The following is a 15,447-nucleotide window of genomic DNA, read 5'->3' as shown; positions in this document are numbered from 1 at the left end:
AGCAGCGGCATCGGGTCGGAGGCCGTCACCAGCTCCCGCAGCGGGTGGCGGGCCAGGACCTCCGTCACCTCCGGCGCCAGCGCCGCCGCGAGCCGCCAGGCGGCCGGGCGGTTCTCGTCGCGCAGGGCCGCCACCGCGTCCAGCACGGGCCGCCGGCTTTCTTCCGGGACTCCGGCGGCGGCACGCTCGTACAGCTCGGCGCCCTCCGTCAGGACCAGACCGGTGTCGAGTCCGGCCGGGATCTTGATCCGGGCGTGCTGCCGCCAGGTGGTGAGCGGGTCCGACCACGCCTCCACCGTGTAGGTCCAGTGGCCGGGTTCGCCCGCGGTGACGGTGGCGCCCCAGCGGTCGGTGCCCGGGGCGAGTTCCCGCATCGGGGTCCAGGGGCCCGGCCGGCCCGCCGGGTCCCGCAGCACCACGTTCGCCGCGACGGCGTCGTGGCCCTCCCGGAACACGGTGGCGGACACCTCGAACGACTCCCCGGTCACGGCCTTGGCGGGCCTGCGGCCGTGCTGGACCACGGGACGTACGTCGAGGACGGGAATGCGGCCGAGGGCGGTGGCCGCGTCCGGGGACGACCGCTGCCCGGCGCCGGGCGGACCGGCGGCGCCGGGCAGCGGCGCGCCCTTCCCGTCCGTCGTCCTGCCTGCTGGTGCCGCTGTTCCTGCTGTCGTGGCCTTGCTGGTCGTCACGGGTGCTGACGAGTGGTGCGTGGCGGGCATGACCGCTCCTGTCCGCTTCGACGTGGGTGTGGCGGATGGACATGGGGAGGTGGGTCCTGCGGGTGTGCTGTGGTGCGCCTGTGGGGTGTGTACCGGAGGAGCCTTCCCACCCGGCTCGGGTGGGCAACCCGGCACTGTGTTAACTACTCACGCGTATGTCTACGCACAAGACCGGCCCCATCGTCCGGGTGCCCGGTGACCGGGACTTGACGCCATCCGACACCCCCGGCGGGTACGTCCCCACCGACCGCGCGGTAACCACTACCGTCGGAGGAGACGACGAGACGTACGGCGCCGTGCGTCTCACCCCGCGACGCGTCCGAGGTGGAATGTGAAGGCGATCCGTCGGTTCACCGTCCGTCCCGTACTCCCCGAACCCCTCCGGCCGCTGAGCGACCTGGCGCGCAATCTGCGCTGGTCCTGGCATGCGGAAACGCGCGACCTGTTCCAGTCCGTCGACCCCGAGGTCTGGGCGACGGCGGGGGGCGACCCGGTACGGCTGCTGGGCAGCGTGCGCCCGGCCCGGCTGGCCGAGCTGGCCGGGGACCGGCGGTTCCTGCGCCGTCTCACCGCGGCCGCCGACGACCTCGACGACTACCTGACCGGCGACCGCTGGTACCAGCAGCAGGCCGACGGGCTGCCCGCCGCCGTCGCCTACTTCTCGCCCGAGTTCGGCATCACGGCCGCGCTCCCGCAGTACTCCGGCGGCCTCGGCATCCTCGCCGGCGACCACCTGAAGGCCGCCAGCGACCTCGGCGTACCCCTGATCGGAGTGGGACTGCTGTACCGGCACGGGTACTTCCGGCAGACCCTCTCCCGGGACGGCTGGCAGCAGGAGCACTATCCGGTCCTGGACCCCAACGAGCTGCCGCTCACCCGGCTGAACGAGCCCGACGGCACCCCGGCGCAGGTCTCCCTCGCGCTCCCGGGCGGCACGGCGCTGCACGCCCGGATCTGGCTGGCCCGGGTCGGCAGGGTGCCGCTGCTGCTGCTCGACTCGGACGTGGAGGAGAACGACCACGGCGAACGCGGGGTGACCGACCGGCTCTACGGCGGCGGCAGCGAGCACCGGCTGCTCCAGGAGATGCTGCTCGGCATAGGAGGTGTGCGGGCCGTGCGGACGTACTGCCGGCTCACCGGTCACCCGGAGCCGGAGGTGTTCCACACCAACGAGGGGCACGCGGGCTTCCTCGGCCTGGAGCGGATCGCCGAACTGTGCGCCCGGGGACTGGACTTCGACTCGGCGCTGGAGGCCGTGCGGGGCGGGACGGTGTTCACCACCCACACCCCGGTCCCGGCCGGCATCGACCGCTTCGACCGCGAGCTGGTCGGCCGGCACTTCGGCCCGGACGCCGAACTGCCCGGCATCGACGTGCAGCGGATCCTGGCGCTGGGCATGGAGACCTATCCGGGCGGCGAGCCGAACCTGTTCAACATGGCCGTGATGGGGCTCCGGCTGGCCCAGCGGGCCAACGGGGTGTCGCTGCTGCACGGGCAGGTCAGCCGGGGCATGTTCGCGGGGCTCTGGCCGGGATTCGACCCCGAGGAGGTCCCGATCACCTCCGTGACCAACGGGGTGCACGCGCCGACCTGGGTGGCGCCGGAGGTGCTGCGGCTCGGGGCCCGGCAGATCGGCGCGCAGCGGACCGAGGACGCGCTGTCCGTCGGCGGCTCCGAGCGCTGGGACGCGGTCGCGGACATCGCGGACCAGGAGATCTGGGAGCTGCGCCGCACCCTGCGCGAGCAGCTGGTGCTGGAGGTGCGCGAGCGGCTGCGGGTGTCCTGGCGGCAACGGGGTGCCGGGAACGCGGAGCTGGGCTGGATCGACGACGTCCTGGACCCCGATGTGCTGACGATCGGGTTCGCCCGCCGGGTGCCGTCGTACAAGCGGCTGACGCTGATGCTGCGCGACCCGGACCGGCTGATGGACCTCCTGCTGCATCCGGAGCGGCCGGTGCAGATCGTGGTCGCGGGCAAGGCGCACCCGGCGGACGACGGCGGCAAGCGGCTGGTGCAGGAGCTGGTCCGGTTCGCGGACGACCCGCGGGTGCGGCACCGGATCGTCTTCCTGCCCGACTACGGCATGGCGATGGCGCAGAAGCTCTACCCGGGCTGTGACGTCTGGCTGAACAACCCGCTGCGGCCGCTGGAGGCCTGCGGCACGAGCGGGATGAAGGCCGCGCTCAACGGCTGCCTCAACCTCTCGGTGCTGGACGGCTGGTGGGACGAGTGGTTTCAGCCGGACTTCGGCTGGGCCATCCCGACCGCCGACGGCGCCGGCACCGACCCCGACCGCCGGGACGACATCGAGGCGGCGGCCCTGTACGACCTGCTCGAACAGCGGATCGCGCCGCGCTTCTACGAGCGCGGGCGGGGCGGGCTGCCCGACCGGTGGATCGAGATGGTCCGCCAGACCCTGGCGCTGCTCGGCCCGAAGGTGCTGGCCGGCCGCATGGTCCGCGAGTACGTCGACCGGCTCTACGCCCCGGCCGCGCGGGCGCACCGCACGCTGACCCCGGACACCGCCCGGGACCTCGCCGAGTGGAAGGCGCGGACGCGGGCCGCCTGGCGGGGGGTGAGCGTCGACCACGTCGAGACGACCGCCACGACGGCGACGGCGGAGCTGGGCAGCACCCTGGGGCTGCGGGTCCGGGTGGCACTGGGCGACCTCGGCCCGGACGACGTGGAGGTGCAGGCGGTGTCCGGCCGGGTGGACGCGGAGGACCGCATCACCGACGCCACGGTCGTCCCGCTGAAAGCGGCCGGCGCCCCCGACCTGGAGGGCCGCCTCGTCTACGAGGGCCCGCTGTCCCTGGACCGCACCGGCCCCTACGGCTACACGGTCCGCATCCTCCCCACCCACCCCCTCCTCGCCTCCGGCACCGAACTGGGCCTGGTCGCGGTCCCGTCCCAGGAGGTGGTGGAGGGGGCGGGCATGCTGCTGCGCTGACCGTCGCGCGCACACACGCCGGTGGGCTGCCGGATGCCGCGTCCCCGGGCCCGGGGGCTTTCGTGGTGCGGTTTCAGCCGGCGGGGTCCTGGGCGGCCAGTTCGCGCAGGACCTTGCCGCAGCGGCGGGCGTAGGCGTGCTGCAGGCCGCGGGTCGCCGGGCCGCCCGCGCGGGAGTACCACTTCGCCGCCCGGCTGAACGCGGCGACCGTGAGCCAGACCGTGCCGTCGCCGGTGCGGTCGACCACGAAGGCCTCCTCGCCGGTCTCGGGGTGGCCTTCGAGGGTGCCGTAGGCCCAGCCGGCGCGGCGGGGTTCCTCGGCCGTCCAGACGATGCGGCAGGGGGCCTTGACGACGCCGGCCAGGCTGACCGTGACGTCGACGCCGGGGGCCGCGCGGTCGGCGGTGGCGTCGATGCCGACGCCCAGGGCGCGGTGCATCCGCCAGGTCATGACCGCCTCGGCGGCTCGCCGGAACACCTCCCGGCCCTCGCCGAGACGGGTGCGGACCAGCATGGGGTGGAAGCCGGGCGGGCAGAACGTCAGGTCGTCGCGGGTCGCACCGACCGGCTCGTAGGTGAAGGGCGCCGAGGACATGGGTCACAAGGGTAGGGCGGCACCCGGGGAGCCTTCCTCCCGGGTGCCGCCCTCGCTCGTTTCCGGCGGTCGTCAGGCGACGTTGACCGCGGACCAGGCCGCGGCGACCGCCTTGTACTCGGTGCTGGTGGAGCCGTACAGCGCGGACGCCGCGTTCAGGGTCGCCGTGCGGGCGGCCTTGTAGTTGGTCGTCGACGTCATGTACGTGGTCAGCGCCTTGTACCAGATCTGGAGCGCCTTGGCGCGGCCGATGCCGGTCACGGTGGAGCCGTTGTAGGTCGGCGAGTTGTAGCTCACGCCGTTGATCGTCTTCGCGCCGCTGCCCTCGGCCAGCAGGTAGAAGAAGTGGTTGGCGACACCGGACGAGTAGTGCACGTCCTTGCTGCCGACGGAGGAGGACCAGTAGTCGGCGGAGCCGCCGTCCTTGCTGGGCTTGTCCATGTAGCGCAGCGGGCTGCCGTCGCCGTTGATGTCGATCTCCTCGCCGATGAGGTAGTCACCGACGTCGTTGGAGTTGGCCGCGAAGAACTCCACACCCGTGCCGAAGATGTCCGAGGTGGCCTCGTTCAGGCCGCCGGACTCGCCCGAGTAGTTGAGGCCGGCGGTGTTGGAGGTGACACCGTGGCTCATCTCGTGGCCGGCGACGTCGAGCGAGGTGAGGGGGTTCACGTTGCCCTCGCCGTCGCCGTACGTCATGCAGAAGCAGCTGTCGTCCCAGAACGCGTTGACGTACTGGTTGCCGTAGTGCACGCGGGAGTAGGCGGCCTTGCCGTCGTTCTTGATGCCGCTGCGGCCGAAGGTGGACTTGTAGAAGTCCCAGGTCGTCTGCGCGCCGTAGGCGGCGTCGACGGCCGCGGTCTGGTCGCTGGTGGAGCTGGAGGCCGTACCGGTGCCCCAGACGTCGTCGGCGTCCGTGAACAGGGTGCCGGCGGTGGAGCTGGTGCCGTGCGCCTTGTTGTACGTCTTGTGGCCGCCGCGCGTCGTGTCGTAGAGCTGGTACGACGTGGACTGGTACGTGTTCAGGGCGACCGTGCCCGAGTACAGGCTCTTGCCGGTGCCGGTCTCGATGCCCTGGTACTCGTAGAGCTTCTTGCCGGTGGCGGCGTCGGTGATGACGTGCAGCTGGTTGGGGGTGCCGTCGTCCTGGAAGCCGCCGACGATCGTCTCGTAGGCGAGGACGGGCTTGCCGGAGCCGGCCCAGATCACCTTGCGGGCGCCGTCCGCGGCGGTCTTGGTGGAGCCGAGCGTCTTGGCGGCGGACACCGCCTGCTTCTCCGCCTTGGCGGCGGTGATCCGCGGCGTGAGCGAGGCCGGCTTGAGGGCCGACTTGATCGCCTTGGTGACGCCCTGGGTCTTGCCGGACTTGGCGGTGTGGACGATCAGGTCGCCGCCGAGCACGGGCAGGCCCGCGTAGGTGCGCTCGTAGCGGGTGTGCAGGGTGCCGTCGGCGTCCTTGACGACGTCCTTGACGACCAGCTTCTCCTTGGCGCCGAGACCTATCTCCTGGGCGGTCTGGGCGGCGTCGGCCTGGGCGTCGTGGATCAGGGTGGTGCGGGCCGCGGCGGACAGCGCGGTCGGAGCGGCGGCCAGGGGCTTGGCGGCGGCGGATCCGGCCGGGGTCTGGGCGGTGGCGCTGGTGCTCACTCCGGTGGCGAGCAGGGCTCCGGCGGCGACAGCGGTGGCGATGGCCAGAGTGGTGCGCTTGTGACGCGCGTAGAGGGGGCTCAAGGAAAGCTCCTTCTCGTGGGGAGTCCGGTCAGCGTGGGGTTACTGGCCGGCTGTGGGGTGGTGAAGTTGCTGTGCTGCGGCGGGTGGAGAGAGCCTGACATCAGGGGCGCGTACATGTCAGGACCCCGAAGTGATGTTGGCTGAAACTCGACTGTCAGGTGAACGTTTCCACGATGTAAACGGGCGCTGTCCGAGGGTGACCCACCCTCGGACAGCGCCGTGATCCCGGGCCAGTGGCATGCGGTTTACGGGAAGGTCAGCTTCCAGCTGTTGATCGTTCCGGTGTCGTACGTGGCCTGATCCTGTACCCGCAGTTTCCAGGTGCCGTTGGCCGATTCGGCGGAGGCGTTGACCGTGTAGGTCTCGGTCACGTTGTCCGCGGAGTCCGAGGAGCTGAAGTTCTTCAGCCGGTAGGCGGTGCCCGACGGGCCGACGAGGTCGATCACCAGGTCACCCCGCCAGGTGTGCGTGATGTCGACGCTCACCTGGAGGTTGGCCGGCGCGTTCCCGCTCCGGCCGGAGACGGTGATGTCCGAGGTGACGGCCGCTCCGTTGTCCGGCACGGACACCGGCGTGCTGCTCTCGTACGACGTGCCGCCGCCGCCCCCGCCACCGGAGCGCGCGCCGACTGCGACGCCCGCCCAGGCGTCCTGCACGGCCTTGTACTCGGTGCTGGTGGTGCCGTACAGCTCGCCGGCCGCCGCCAGCGTGCCGGTGCGGGCGCCCGCGTAGTTGGTGGTGGACGTCCACTTGGTGGTCAGCGCCCGGTACCAGATCTGGAGCGCCTTGTCCCGGCCGATGCCGGTGACCGGAAGGCCGTCCGCCGTCGGCGAGTTGTAGCTGACGCCGTTGACGACCTTGGCGCCGCTGCCCTCGCTCAGCAGGTAGAAGAAGTGGTTCGCGGGGCCGGACGAGTAGTGCACGTCGATCCCGCCGATGCCCGAGTACCAGTTGTCCTTGGACGAGCCGTCCTTGCTGGGCTTGTCCATGTAGCGCAGCGGGGTGCCGTTGCCGTTGATGTCGATCTTCTCGCCGATGAGGTAGTCGCCGACGTCCGAGCTGTTGTTGGCGAAGAACTCCACGCCGGTGCCGAAGATGTCCGAGGTGGCCTCGTTCAGGCCGCCGGACTCACCGCTGTAGGTGAGGTTCGCGGTGGCGGCGGTGACGCCGTGGCTCATCTCGTGGCCGGCGACGTCGATCGCGGTCAGCGGCTTGGCGTTGCCCGAGCCGTCGCCGTAGGTCATGCAGAAGCAGCTGTCGCTCCAGAACGCGTTCACGTACGCGTTGCCGTAGTGCACGCGCGAGTAGGCGCCGACGCCGTTGTTCTTGATGCCGCTGCGGCCGAAGGAGCTCTTGTAGAAGTCCCAGGTGACCGCGGCGCCGTAATGGGCGTCCGCGCCCGCGGTCGCCGCGTTCGAGGTGGTGCCGTTGCCCCAGGTGTCGCTGCTCTGCGAGAACAGGGTGCCGGTGCCCGAGGTGCCGCGGTTCAGGTTGTACGTCTTGTGGCTGCCGCGCGCCCCGTCGGTGAGCGTGTACGTCGAGCCCGACTGCGTCGTGGTCAGCGTGACCTGCCCGCTGTACTGGGTGTTGCCGATGCCGTTCCGGACGGCCTGGTACTCGTAGAGCTTCTTGCCGGTGGCGGCGTCGGTGACGACGTGCAGTTCGTTCGGGGTGCCGTCGTGCTGGAGGCCGCCGACGACCGTCTCGTAGGCGAGGACGGGCTTGCCGGAGCCGGCCCAGACGACCTTCCGGACGCTGTCCGCGGCCGACTTCGTCCCGCCGAGTGCCTTCGCCCGCTGCACGGCCTGCTTCTCGGCCGCGGCCTTCGACACCGCCGGGGTCAGCCCGGTGACCTTCAGCGTCGCGCCGGTCGCCCTGACGACCTCCATGGTCTTGCCCGCGCGGGAGGTGGCCACGACGAGGTCGCCGCCGAGCACCGGCAGACCCGCGTACGTCCGCTCGTACCGGGTGTGCAGGGTGCCGTCGGCGTCCTTGACGACGTCCCGGACGACCAGCTTCTCCTTCGCGCCCAGCCCGATCGAGCGGGCGGTGGCGGCCGCGCCGGCGTCGGCGTGGCGGATCAGCTCGGCGCGCTGCGAAGGCGTGAGCTTGACCGCGACGTGGGCCGGGTCCGGCTTCCCCGCCAGGGGCGCCGCCGGCGCGGCGCCGGCCGGGCCGGACTGGACGGCGGCGGCGATGAGGGCGGCGACACCGGCGAGGGCGACGGTGGCGGTTCTGCGGGGCGTGATGTGGGAGGTGCGTCCGCGAGAGGAATTGCTTCTCAACACTGACTCCTTCTGCGTGACCGCGGGTCGCGCGGCCAGGGGAGACCGGACGGTGGGTTGGGACGTCCGGGCAGAACAGGGCGTTACGCGAAAGCCACGTGCAGGTGCGGAGCCGGCTCGGCAGACGTGCGGAAACTGTGGGGTTGCTGTGAGTCGGCCTGGGAAGAGTGGCAGGAGATCTCGCCACCTGTCAGGACCGCGTCACAAAGTTGGCCGGAAATGGTCCGTTGACCGGATGTTCATGTTCGCTATGCGAACTGTTGGGGCGGCTGCCGTCGCCTGTGGGGGACGGCGGTCCTCCCGCCGGGGACGGCCGCCAGGGGCCGTGCACGGCCGCTCCACCGGATACGGGACGGCTGAGTGGCTGTCACCCGACCCGGTCGGCACGCCCGGTTGGGCCGAAACTCGGTGGGCGCCGTCGGCGGCGGTCCGTACGCTCGCGACTGATGCCCACGACACGTGCAACCACCGACCGTTCGGCCGTCCGCACCCTGGTGCGGCTGTGGCCGTACGTCCGGCCCGTCCGCGCGCGGTTGTTCACCGCCGCGTTCATCGCGGTCGTCGCCTCGTGCACCGGCCTGGTGATCCCGCTGGTCCTGAAGTGGCTGGTCGACGGGCCGGTCGCGGACCGCGACCCGGCGGGCGTGTGGCTCGGCGCGCTGTACCTGCTCCTGCTCGGCACCGCCGAGGCGGTCCTGTTCGGCGTACGGCGCCGGCTCGTCGCCCGCCCCTTGGCGCACGTCGAGGCGGAGATGCGGGCCGGCCTCTACCGCCACCTCCAGCGGCTGCCCGTCGCCTTCCACGACCGCTGGGCCTCCGGGCAGCTGCTCTCCCGCGCCACCACCGACCTGATGCTGCTGCGCCTGTTCCTGGCCTTCCCGCTGACGTTCCTGCTCGTCAACGGCGTCACCATCCTCGCCGGTCTGGTGATCATGCTGGTGCAGGACTGGGTGCTGGGGCTGGTCATCCTCGGTCCCGCCGTCCCCGTCCTGTGGACCTGCGTGGTCTTCGAACGGCGGTACGCGGACGTGGCGCGGCTGGCCCAGGACCAGGTCGGGGACCTGACGACGGTGGTCGAGGAGAGCGTGCTCGGCATCCGTGTCGTCAAGGGCTTCGGCCGCCACCGCAGCCAGGCCCGTGCCTTCCGCGCCCTGGCGGGCCGGCTGCGGGGCACCGAACTGCGCAAGGCGCGTCTGCTGGCCACCATCTGGGGGGTCATCGTGGCCCTGCCGGAGGTGGCGATCGGGGCGGCGCTGGCCCTCGGCGCGGTGCGGGTGGCCGACGGCGACCTGTCCGCGGGCACGCTGGTCGCCTTCCTGAGCACGGCACTCGCCCTGCGGTGGCCGGTGGACTCGATCGGGTTCCTGCTGGCGATGAGCCAGGAGGCGGCCACGGCCACGGAGCGGTTCTTCGAGGTGATGGACGAGGCGCCGGAGGAGCGGTGGGACGGGGCGCCGGAGGAGCGGTGGGACGGGGCGCCGGAGGAGCGGTGGGACGGGGCGCCGGAGGAGCGGTGGGACGGGGCGGACACCACCGCCCCCGGCCGGACGGGCTCCGGCGGCCTCCGCTTCGAAGGCGTCCGCTTCCGCCACCCCGACGCCGACCCCGGCTCCCCGCCCCTCCTCGCCCACATCGACCTGCACATCCGCCCCGGCGAGTCCATGGCCCTGGTCGGGGCCACCGGCAGCGGCAAGACCACGCTCACCGCCCTCGTCCCCCGGCTGCACGAGGTCACCGCGGGCCGGATCACGCTGAACGGCGTGGACATCCGGGCGATGCCCCGCGCGGAACTGCGCTCCAGGGTCGCCATGGCCTTCGAGGAACCCACGCTGTTCTCCGCCGGCGTCGGCGAGAACGTCCTCATGGGCGCCCCGGACGGCGCCGGGAAGGCGGAGCTGGACCGGGCCCTCGCCATCGCCCAGGCCGACTTCGCGCACGCGCTCCCGCAGGGCACCGACACCCGCGTCGGGGAACAGGGCCTCAGCCTCTCCGGCGGCCAGCGCCAGCGCCTGGCACTGGCCCGCGCGGTGGTCGGCCGGCCCGAGTTCCTGGTGCTGGACGACCCGCTGTCCGCCCTGGACGTGCACACGGAGGCCGCCGTGGAGGCCGCGCTGCGCCGGGTCCTCGCCGACACCACCGCGCTGATCGTGGCCCACCGCCCGTCCACGGTGCTGCTCGCCGACCGGGTGGCCCTGCTCTCGGGCGGCCGGATCGCCGCCGTCGGCACCCACCAGGAACTGCTGCGCGACAACGCCGAGTACGCCCACCTGATGTCCGGGGAACAGGAGGACTCCCGTTGACCACCACGACCGCCTCCGCCCCCGCCGTCGCCGACGACGACGAACCCGGCCGGCCCCGGGGCGCGGGCGACTCCTTCGACCGGGACGTCCTGCCCGCCCCGCCCGGCGCCACGGCCGCCCTGCTGCGCTCGCTGCTCGCGCCCAGGAAGGCCCGGGCCGCGCTCGCCACGCTCCTGCTGCTGCTCCAGCAGGCCGTGGCGCAGGCGGGACCGCTGCTGGTGGCGTACGCCCTCGACACCGCCGTGCCCGCGTTCCGGGACCACCGGCACGGCCCGCTGACCGCGGTCGCCGTCGGCTACCTGCTGTGCGCCCTCGCCTCCGGGGTGCTGCAGTTCGCGTTCATCGAGACCTCCGCCCGGGTCAGCCAGGACGTGCTGCTGGACCTCAGGGGGCGCATCTTCCGGCACGCGCAGGCGTTGAGCGTCGACTTCCACGAGCGGTACACCTCGGGCCGGCTGATCTCCCGGTCCACCACGGACGTCGAGTCGCTGCGCGAACTCCTCGACGAGGGCCTCCAGGAACTGGTGACCGTCGTGCTGTCCTTCGTCTACATCTCGGCGCTGCTGCTCTGGCTGGACCTCGGCCTGGGCGCGCTCGCCGTGGCCTCCTTCGTACCGCTGTACCTGCTCGTCCGGCTCTACCGGCGGCGCGCGGGGCGGGTGTTCCGGGCCCGGTCCACGGCGATCGCGGCGGTGATCGTGAAGTTCACGGAGACGATGAACGGCATCCGCCCGGTGCGCGCCTTCCGCCGGGAGGCCGCGAACGACGCCGAGTTCGCGGTGCTGAACGAGCGGCACGAGCGCACCAACGGCGACTCGCTGCTGGAGATGGCCCGCTATGTGGTCGGCTCCCGGCTGGTGGCCAACACGGCGGTCGCGGCGATCGTGCTGTGGGGCGCCCACCGGGTGGCGTCCGGCTCGCTGGCGCTGGGTGTGCTGGCGGCGGCGGTGCTCTACCTGCGCCGGCTCTACGACCCGATCGACCGGCTCGGCATGTTCCTGAACTCCTACCAGTCGGCCGCCGCCTCCCTGGAGAAGATCGCCGGCCTGCTGGCGCAGACGCCGTCCGTGCCGGAGCCGGCCGTTCCCCGCGCTCTCCCGCCGTCCACGGGCGGCTCCCCGGGCCGCGAGGTCGTCTTCGACTCGGTCGCCTTCGGCTACCGCACCGGCGGCGAGGTGCTGCCCCGCTTCGACCTGACCCTGCCGGCCGGGCAGACGGTCGCGGTCGTCGGCTCCACCGGCGCGGGCAAGTCCACCCTGGCCAAGCTGCTCGCCCGCTTCTACGACCCGTCCGCCGGACGCGTGCTGCTGGACGGCGTGGACCTGCGCGAGCTGTCGATGCAGGAGCTGCGGCGCGGGGTGGTCATGGTGACGCAGGAGGCGTTCCTGTTCTCCGGCACGATCGCCGACAACATCGCGATCGGCCGGCCCGACGCCGGCCGGGAGGAGATCGAGCGGGCCGCGAAGGCGATCGGCGCCCACGAGTTCATCAGCGCCCTGCCCGACGGCTACGACACCGACGTCCGCAAGCGCGGCGGACGCATCTCCGCCGGGCAGCGCCAGCTGGTCGCCTTCGCCCGCGCACTGCTCGCCGACCCGGCGGTGCTGATCCTGGACGAGGCCACCAGCTCGCTGGACGTCCCCGGCGAGCGGGCGGTGCAGCGGGCGATGTCGACGGTGCTGCGGGGCCGCACCGCCGTGGTGATCGCGCACCGGCTGTCCACGGTGGAGATCGCGGACCGGGTGCTGGTCATGGAGCACGGCCGGATCGTCGAGGACGGCCGCCCGGCCGATCTCATCGCCGGCTCCGGCCGGTTCGCGGATCTCCACCGCGCGTGGCGGGACAGCCTCGCCTAGGGGGTGTCCCGCCGGTCAGGCCGGGCTCCCGGCCCGCTGGTCCGGCCCGACCGGCGAGAGGCCCCCTGGGACACCGGCCGCTCAGCCGGGGTACGGCAGCAGACCGCTCGCGATCCGCTCCCACGCCGCCTTCAGCTCGGCCAGCAGCTCCGGCCGGTCCGGCCCCAGGTCGGCCTGCTCGCGCAGGTCGGCCGCGAGGTCGAAGAGGTGGTCGGTGCCGTCGGCGTCCTGGTAGTACTTCCAGTGGCCGCGGCGCAGCGCCCGGTTCGCCCGCACCCGCCAGAACAGGTCCCGCTCGGGCGGTTCCTCGCCGCGCAGCAGGTAGCCCGCGAGGCTGGTGCCGTCCAGCGGGTAGGAGGGGTCGGGGCGGGCGCCGCCCAGCTCCAGCAGGGTCGCGGTCCAGTCGGGGGAGAAGTTCGGCTCGTGGCTCACCTGGCGGCCGTCGACCCGGGCGGGCCAGCGCAGGATGGCCGGCACCCGGATGCCGCCCTCCCGCAGGAGGGACTTCTCGCCGCTCAGCGGCCACTGGTAGGACCAGCGCTCACCGCCGTTGTCGCTGGCGAACAGCACCAGCGTGTTCTCCTCCTGACCGGAGCGGCGCAGCGCGGCCAGCACCTCGCCGACGGCCGCGTCCAGGCTGCGCACCATCTCGGCGTACTTGGCGACCGAACCACCGTCGTAGTGGTTGAGGGCCCGGGTCACCTCCGCCGGTGTCCTCGCGGCTCGGATCCGCGCGGCGATCACGGCGCCGGTCTCCTCGTCCCCCTCGGCGAGCCAGGGCCAGTGCGGGGTGGTGAAGTTGAGGTTCAGCAGCCAGGGCCGGCGGTGGTCCCGGCCGACGTACTCCACGGCCCGCTCGGTCAGGACGGTGGTGTAGTAGCGCAGGTCCCGGTATTCGGCGTCGCCCTCGTACAGGTCGTACGTGCCGAGCTGGCCGAGCTTGGAGAAGTACTCCAGCACCCCGCCGAAGTTGCCGAAGAACTCGTCCCAGCCGGACTTGGTGGGGCTGTGGTCGGGCAGCCAGCCGCAGTGCCACTTGCCGATGAGGGCGGTCGCGTAGCCCGCCTCCTTCAGCAGGGAGGCGACGGTGGGGTGGTCCGGGTCCAGGCCCTGGGACCGGTTCGCCACGGGTTCGGCGAGGCCGCCCGCGGTACGGCCCGGGTAGCGGCCGGTGTAGAGGCTGAAGCGGGTCGGCGAGCAGGTCGCCGAGCCGGAGTAGGCGTCGGTGAACCGCACTCCCTGGCGGGCGAGCCGGTCCAGGTGCGGGGTCTTGATGTGCGGGGCGCCGTAGCAGGACAGGTCGGCCCAGCCGAGGTCGTCACCGAGGATGACCAGGAAGTTGGGACGGGTCTTGGCGGCGGCTCCGGTACGGGCCCGGAAGGGGCGTTCGGCGGGCGCGGCGTCCGCGGGGCTCGCGGCACCGGCGACGGCGGAGACCGCGCCGCCGCCGAGCAGCCCGCCGAAGGAACGGCGTGACAAGTCGGGCATGAGGGATCCTCAGAACAGCCGTGCCCCGGGGCGGGGCACGGCGGGGCGAAGGAAAGGAGGGGAAACGCGAAGGGGGAGATGAGGAGGGAGGGGAGGCGGGTGCGGACGCGACCGCGGGTCAGCGACAGATGGCGCTGGACTGCCGGCACAGGTCGACGTGGCGCCGCTCCACGAGCGCGACGTACGCGCATCCGTGTTCCGTGGCAGGCCTCATGATCACAGGACGGTGCCAGGCGTCCGCGGGAACCGTCAAGACGCCGTCCACCAGGCGGGATCACGGCACCCCCAGCTCGAAGAGCGCGTAGCCGGCGTACGAGCCGGAGGCCAGGGCCGCGATGCCCAGCAGCGTGCACTGCACGGGCAGGCTCAGCCGGCGCATCGCGACCGCGAGCGGCAGGAACAGCGGGAAGCAGGGCAGCAGGTAGCGGGAGATGTTGGCGACGATCTGCTGGCTGCCGAGGACCAGGACGAGGGTGAGCACGGTGTAGAGCACCAGCACCGCCGGCGGGCGCAGCCGCAGCAGCAGCGGCAGCAGGGCGCAGGCGAGCAGGATGACACCGACGGAGATGACGTCCGCGAAGGGGTACGCGAAGAGGTAGTCGAACTTGCCCACCGGCACGGACGTCAGCACGTCCCAGGTCTGCTCGCCGTAGTCGAACTCGTGCGCCCAGGCCCCGGACTGGAGCTTGAAGTAGCCGCCCAGGTCGCCCATGCGGTTGCCGACCCACAGCAGGTAGCCGAAGAGTCCCAGCGGTGCCAGGGCCATGGCCAGCACCGGGCGCAGCGTGCCGTCCTCGCGGCGGCGCAGGGAGAGCAGCGCGGCCACCCCGAGCGCGGCGATCAGGGCGGCTGCGGTGGGCCGGTTCAGTCCGGCCGCGAAGGTGAGCAGGCCGGCGGTGAGCCAGCGGCGGGTCAGGACGGCGTGGCAGGCCCAGGCGGCCAGTGCCACGTAGAGGGAGTCGGAGTAGACCGCCCACTCCACGCCCGAGCCCGGCCACACCGCCCAGAGCCCGGCCGCCGCGAGCCCGCCGCGCCGGCCGCCGAACCGCTCGGCGATCGCGTAGACGCCGAGGGCGGCGGCGAAGGAGGCGACGATCGAGACCAGCAGCCCGGCGCCGTACGAACCGAGGCCGGTGAGCGTCGAGGTCAGCCGGATCAGCGCCGGGTAGAGCGGGAAGAACGCCGCGGAGTTGCCCTCGATCGTGATCAGGCCGGTGGCGCCCGGGACCGGGACGAGTTTCGGGTCGTAGCCGTGCAGCGCGATCTGCTGGTACCACCAGCCGTCCCAGGTGGCCAGCACGTCCCAGGCGTGCGCGCCGCCGCCGAACCGGGGGTGCTTGCCGCGGTAGTCCCCGGAGGAGGACAGCAGGTACATGAAGGAGCAGAAACCGGCCAGCTTCAGCGCGCCGAACATGGCGAGGACCGGTCCGTGCCGGCGGGCGGCGGCCCGCAGCCGGGAGCCCGGCGCGGCGCCGCCGGCCGTCGCCCGCGGGCGGGGCAGGGTCGCGGTCACCGGGTCACCC

At 72.7% G+C, this 15,447-nt stretch carries 10 protein-coding genes; 3 read left to right on the top strand and 7 right to left on the bottom strand.

What is annotated here, in order from left to right; translation table 11 throughout:
• Positions 1–722 (bottom strand): maltotransferase domain-containing protein (locus ABZ576_RS15020; protein ID WP_360740036.1); only part of this gene is annotated, 722 nt, incomplete at its 3' end.
• Between the two features lie 331 nt (positions 723–1,053).
• Here ABZ576_RS15020 and ABZ576_RS15015 point away from each other — a divergent pair.
• Positions 1,054–3,672, top strand: coding sequence for a glycosyltransferase family 1 protein (locus tag ABZ576_RS15015; RefSeq protein ID WP_360740033.1), 2,619 nt, complete (start codon positions 1,054–1,056; stop codon positions 3,670–3,672).
• 73 nt (positions 3,673–3,745) lie between these two features.
• Here the strand turns inward: ABZ576_RS15015 and ABZ576_RS15010 are convergent, their stop codons facing one another.
• The 3 genes from ABZ576_RS15010 to ABZ576_RS15000 form a co-directional block, all read right to left on the bottom strand.
• Positions 3,746–4,267 (bottom strand): DUF1990 domain-containing protein, encoded by a 522-nt coding sequence (locus ABZ576_RS15010; protein ID WP_360740031.1) that lies wholly within the window; start codon positions 4,265–4,267, stop codon positions 3,746–3,748.
• A gap of 72 nt (positions 4,268–4,339) precedes the next feature.
• Positions 4,340–5,995 carry a M4 family metallopeptidase gene (locus tag ABZ576_RS15005; RefSeq protein ID WP_360740028.1) on the bottom strand — a complete coding sequence of 552 codons (1,656 nt, stop codon included), beginning with the start codon at positions 5,993–5,995 and terminating at the stop codon, positions 4,340–4,342.
• Positions 5,996–6,240: 245 nt separating this feature from the next.
• Positions 6,241–8,280 (bottom strand): M4 family metallopeptidase, encoded by a 2,040-nt coding sequence (locus ABZ576_RS15000; protein WP_360740025.1) that lies wholly within the window; start codon positions 8,278–8,280, stop codon positions 6,241–6,243.
• 446 nt (positions 8,281–8,726) lie between these two features.
• On the opposite strand from ABZ576_RS15000, the gene ABZ576_RS14995 reads away from it, so the two are divergent.
• Entirely contained in the window at positions 8,727–10,580 is a 1,854-nt protein-coding gene (locus ABZ576_RS14995; RefSeq protein WP_360740022.1) for an ABC transporter ATP-binding protein, read from the top strand.
• A complete protein-coding gene (locus tag ABZ576_RS14990; protein WP_360740019.1) occupies positions 10,577–12,436 on the top strand; it encodes an ABC transporter ATP-binding protein in 1,860 nt (619 codons plus the stop codon). The genes ABZ576_RS14995 and ABZ576_RS14990 overlap by 4 nt, the downstream gene beginning before the upstream one ends.
• 81 nt (positions 12,437–12,517) lie before the next feature.
• Here the strand turns inward: ABZ576_RS14990 and ABZ576_RS14985 are convergent, their stop codons facing one another.
• The 3 genes from ABZ576_RS14985 to ABZ576_RS14975 form a co-directional block, all read right to left on the bottom strand.
• A complete protein-coding gene (locus ABZ576_RS14985; protein ID WP_360740016.1) occupies positions 12,518–13,924 on the bottom strand; it encodes a sulfatase-like hydrolase/transferase in 1,407 nt (468 codons plus the stop codon).
• A gap of 118 nt (positions 13,925–14,042) precedes the next feature.
• Positions 14,043–14,138, bottom strand: coding sequence for a putative leader peptide (locus ABZ576_RS14980; protein ID WP_360740014.1), 96 nt, complete (start codon positions 14,136–14,138; stop codon positions 14,043–14,045).
• 60 nt (positions 14,139–14,198) lie between these two features.
• Positions 14,199–15,437, bottom strand: a complete 1,239-nt coding sequence (locus ABZ576_RS14975) for a glycosyltransferase family 39 protein (RefSeq protein ID WP_360740011.1) — start codon at positions 15,435–15,437, stop codon at positions 14,199–14,201.
• Positions 15,438–15,447: the final 10 nt, after the last annotated feature.

This window comes from Streptomyces sp. NPDC013455, assembly GCF_040632975.1.
Classification (GTDB): domain Bacteria; phylum Actinomycetota; class Actinomycetes; order Streptomycetales; family Streptomycetaceae; genus Streptomyces.
The sequence above is the reverse complement of the archived record's forward strand: the minus strand, read 5'-3'. Positions and strand labels throughout refer to the sequence as shown.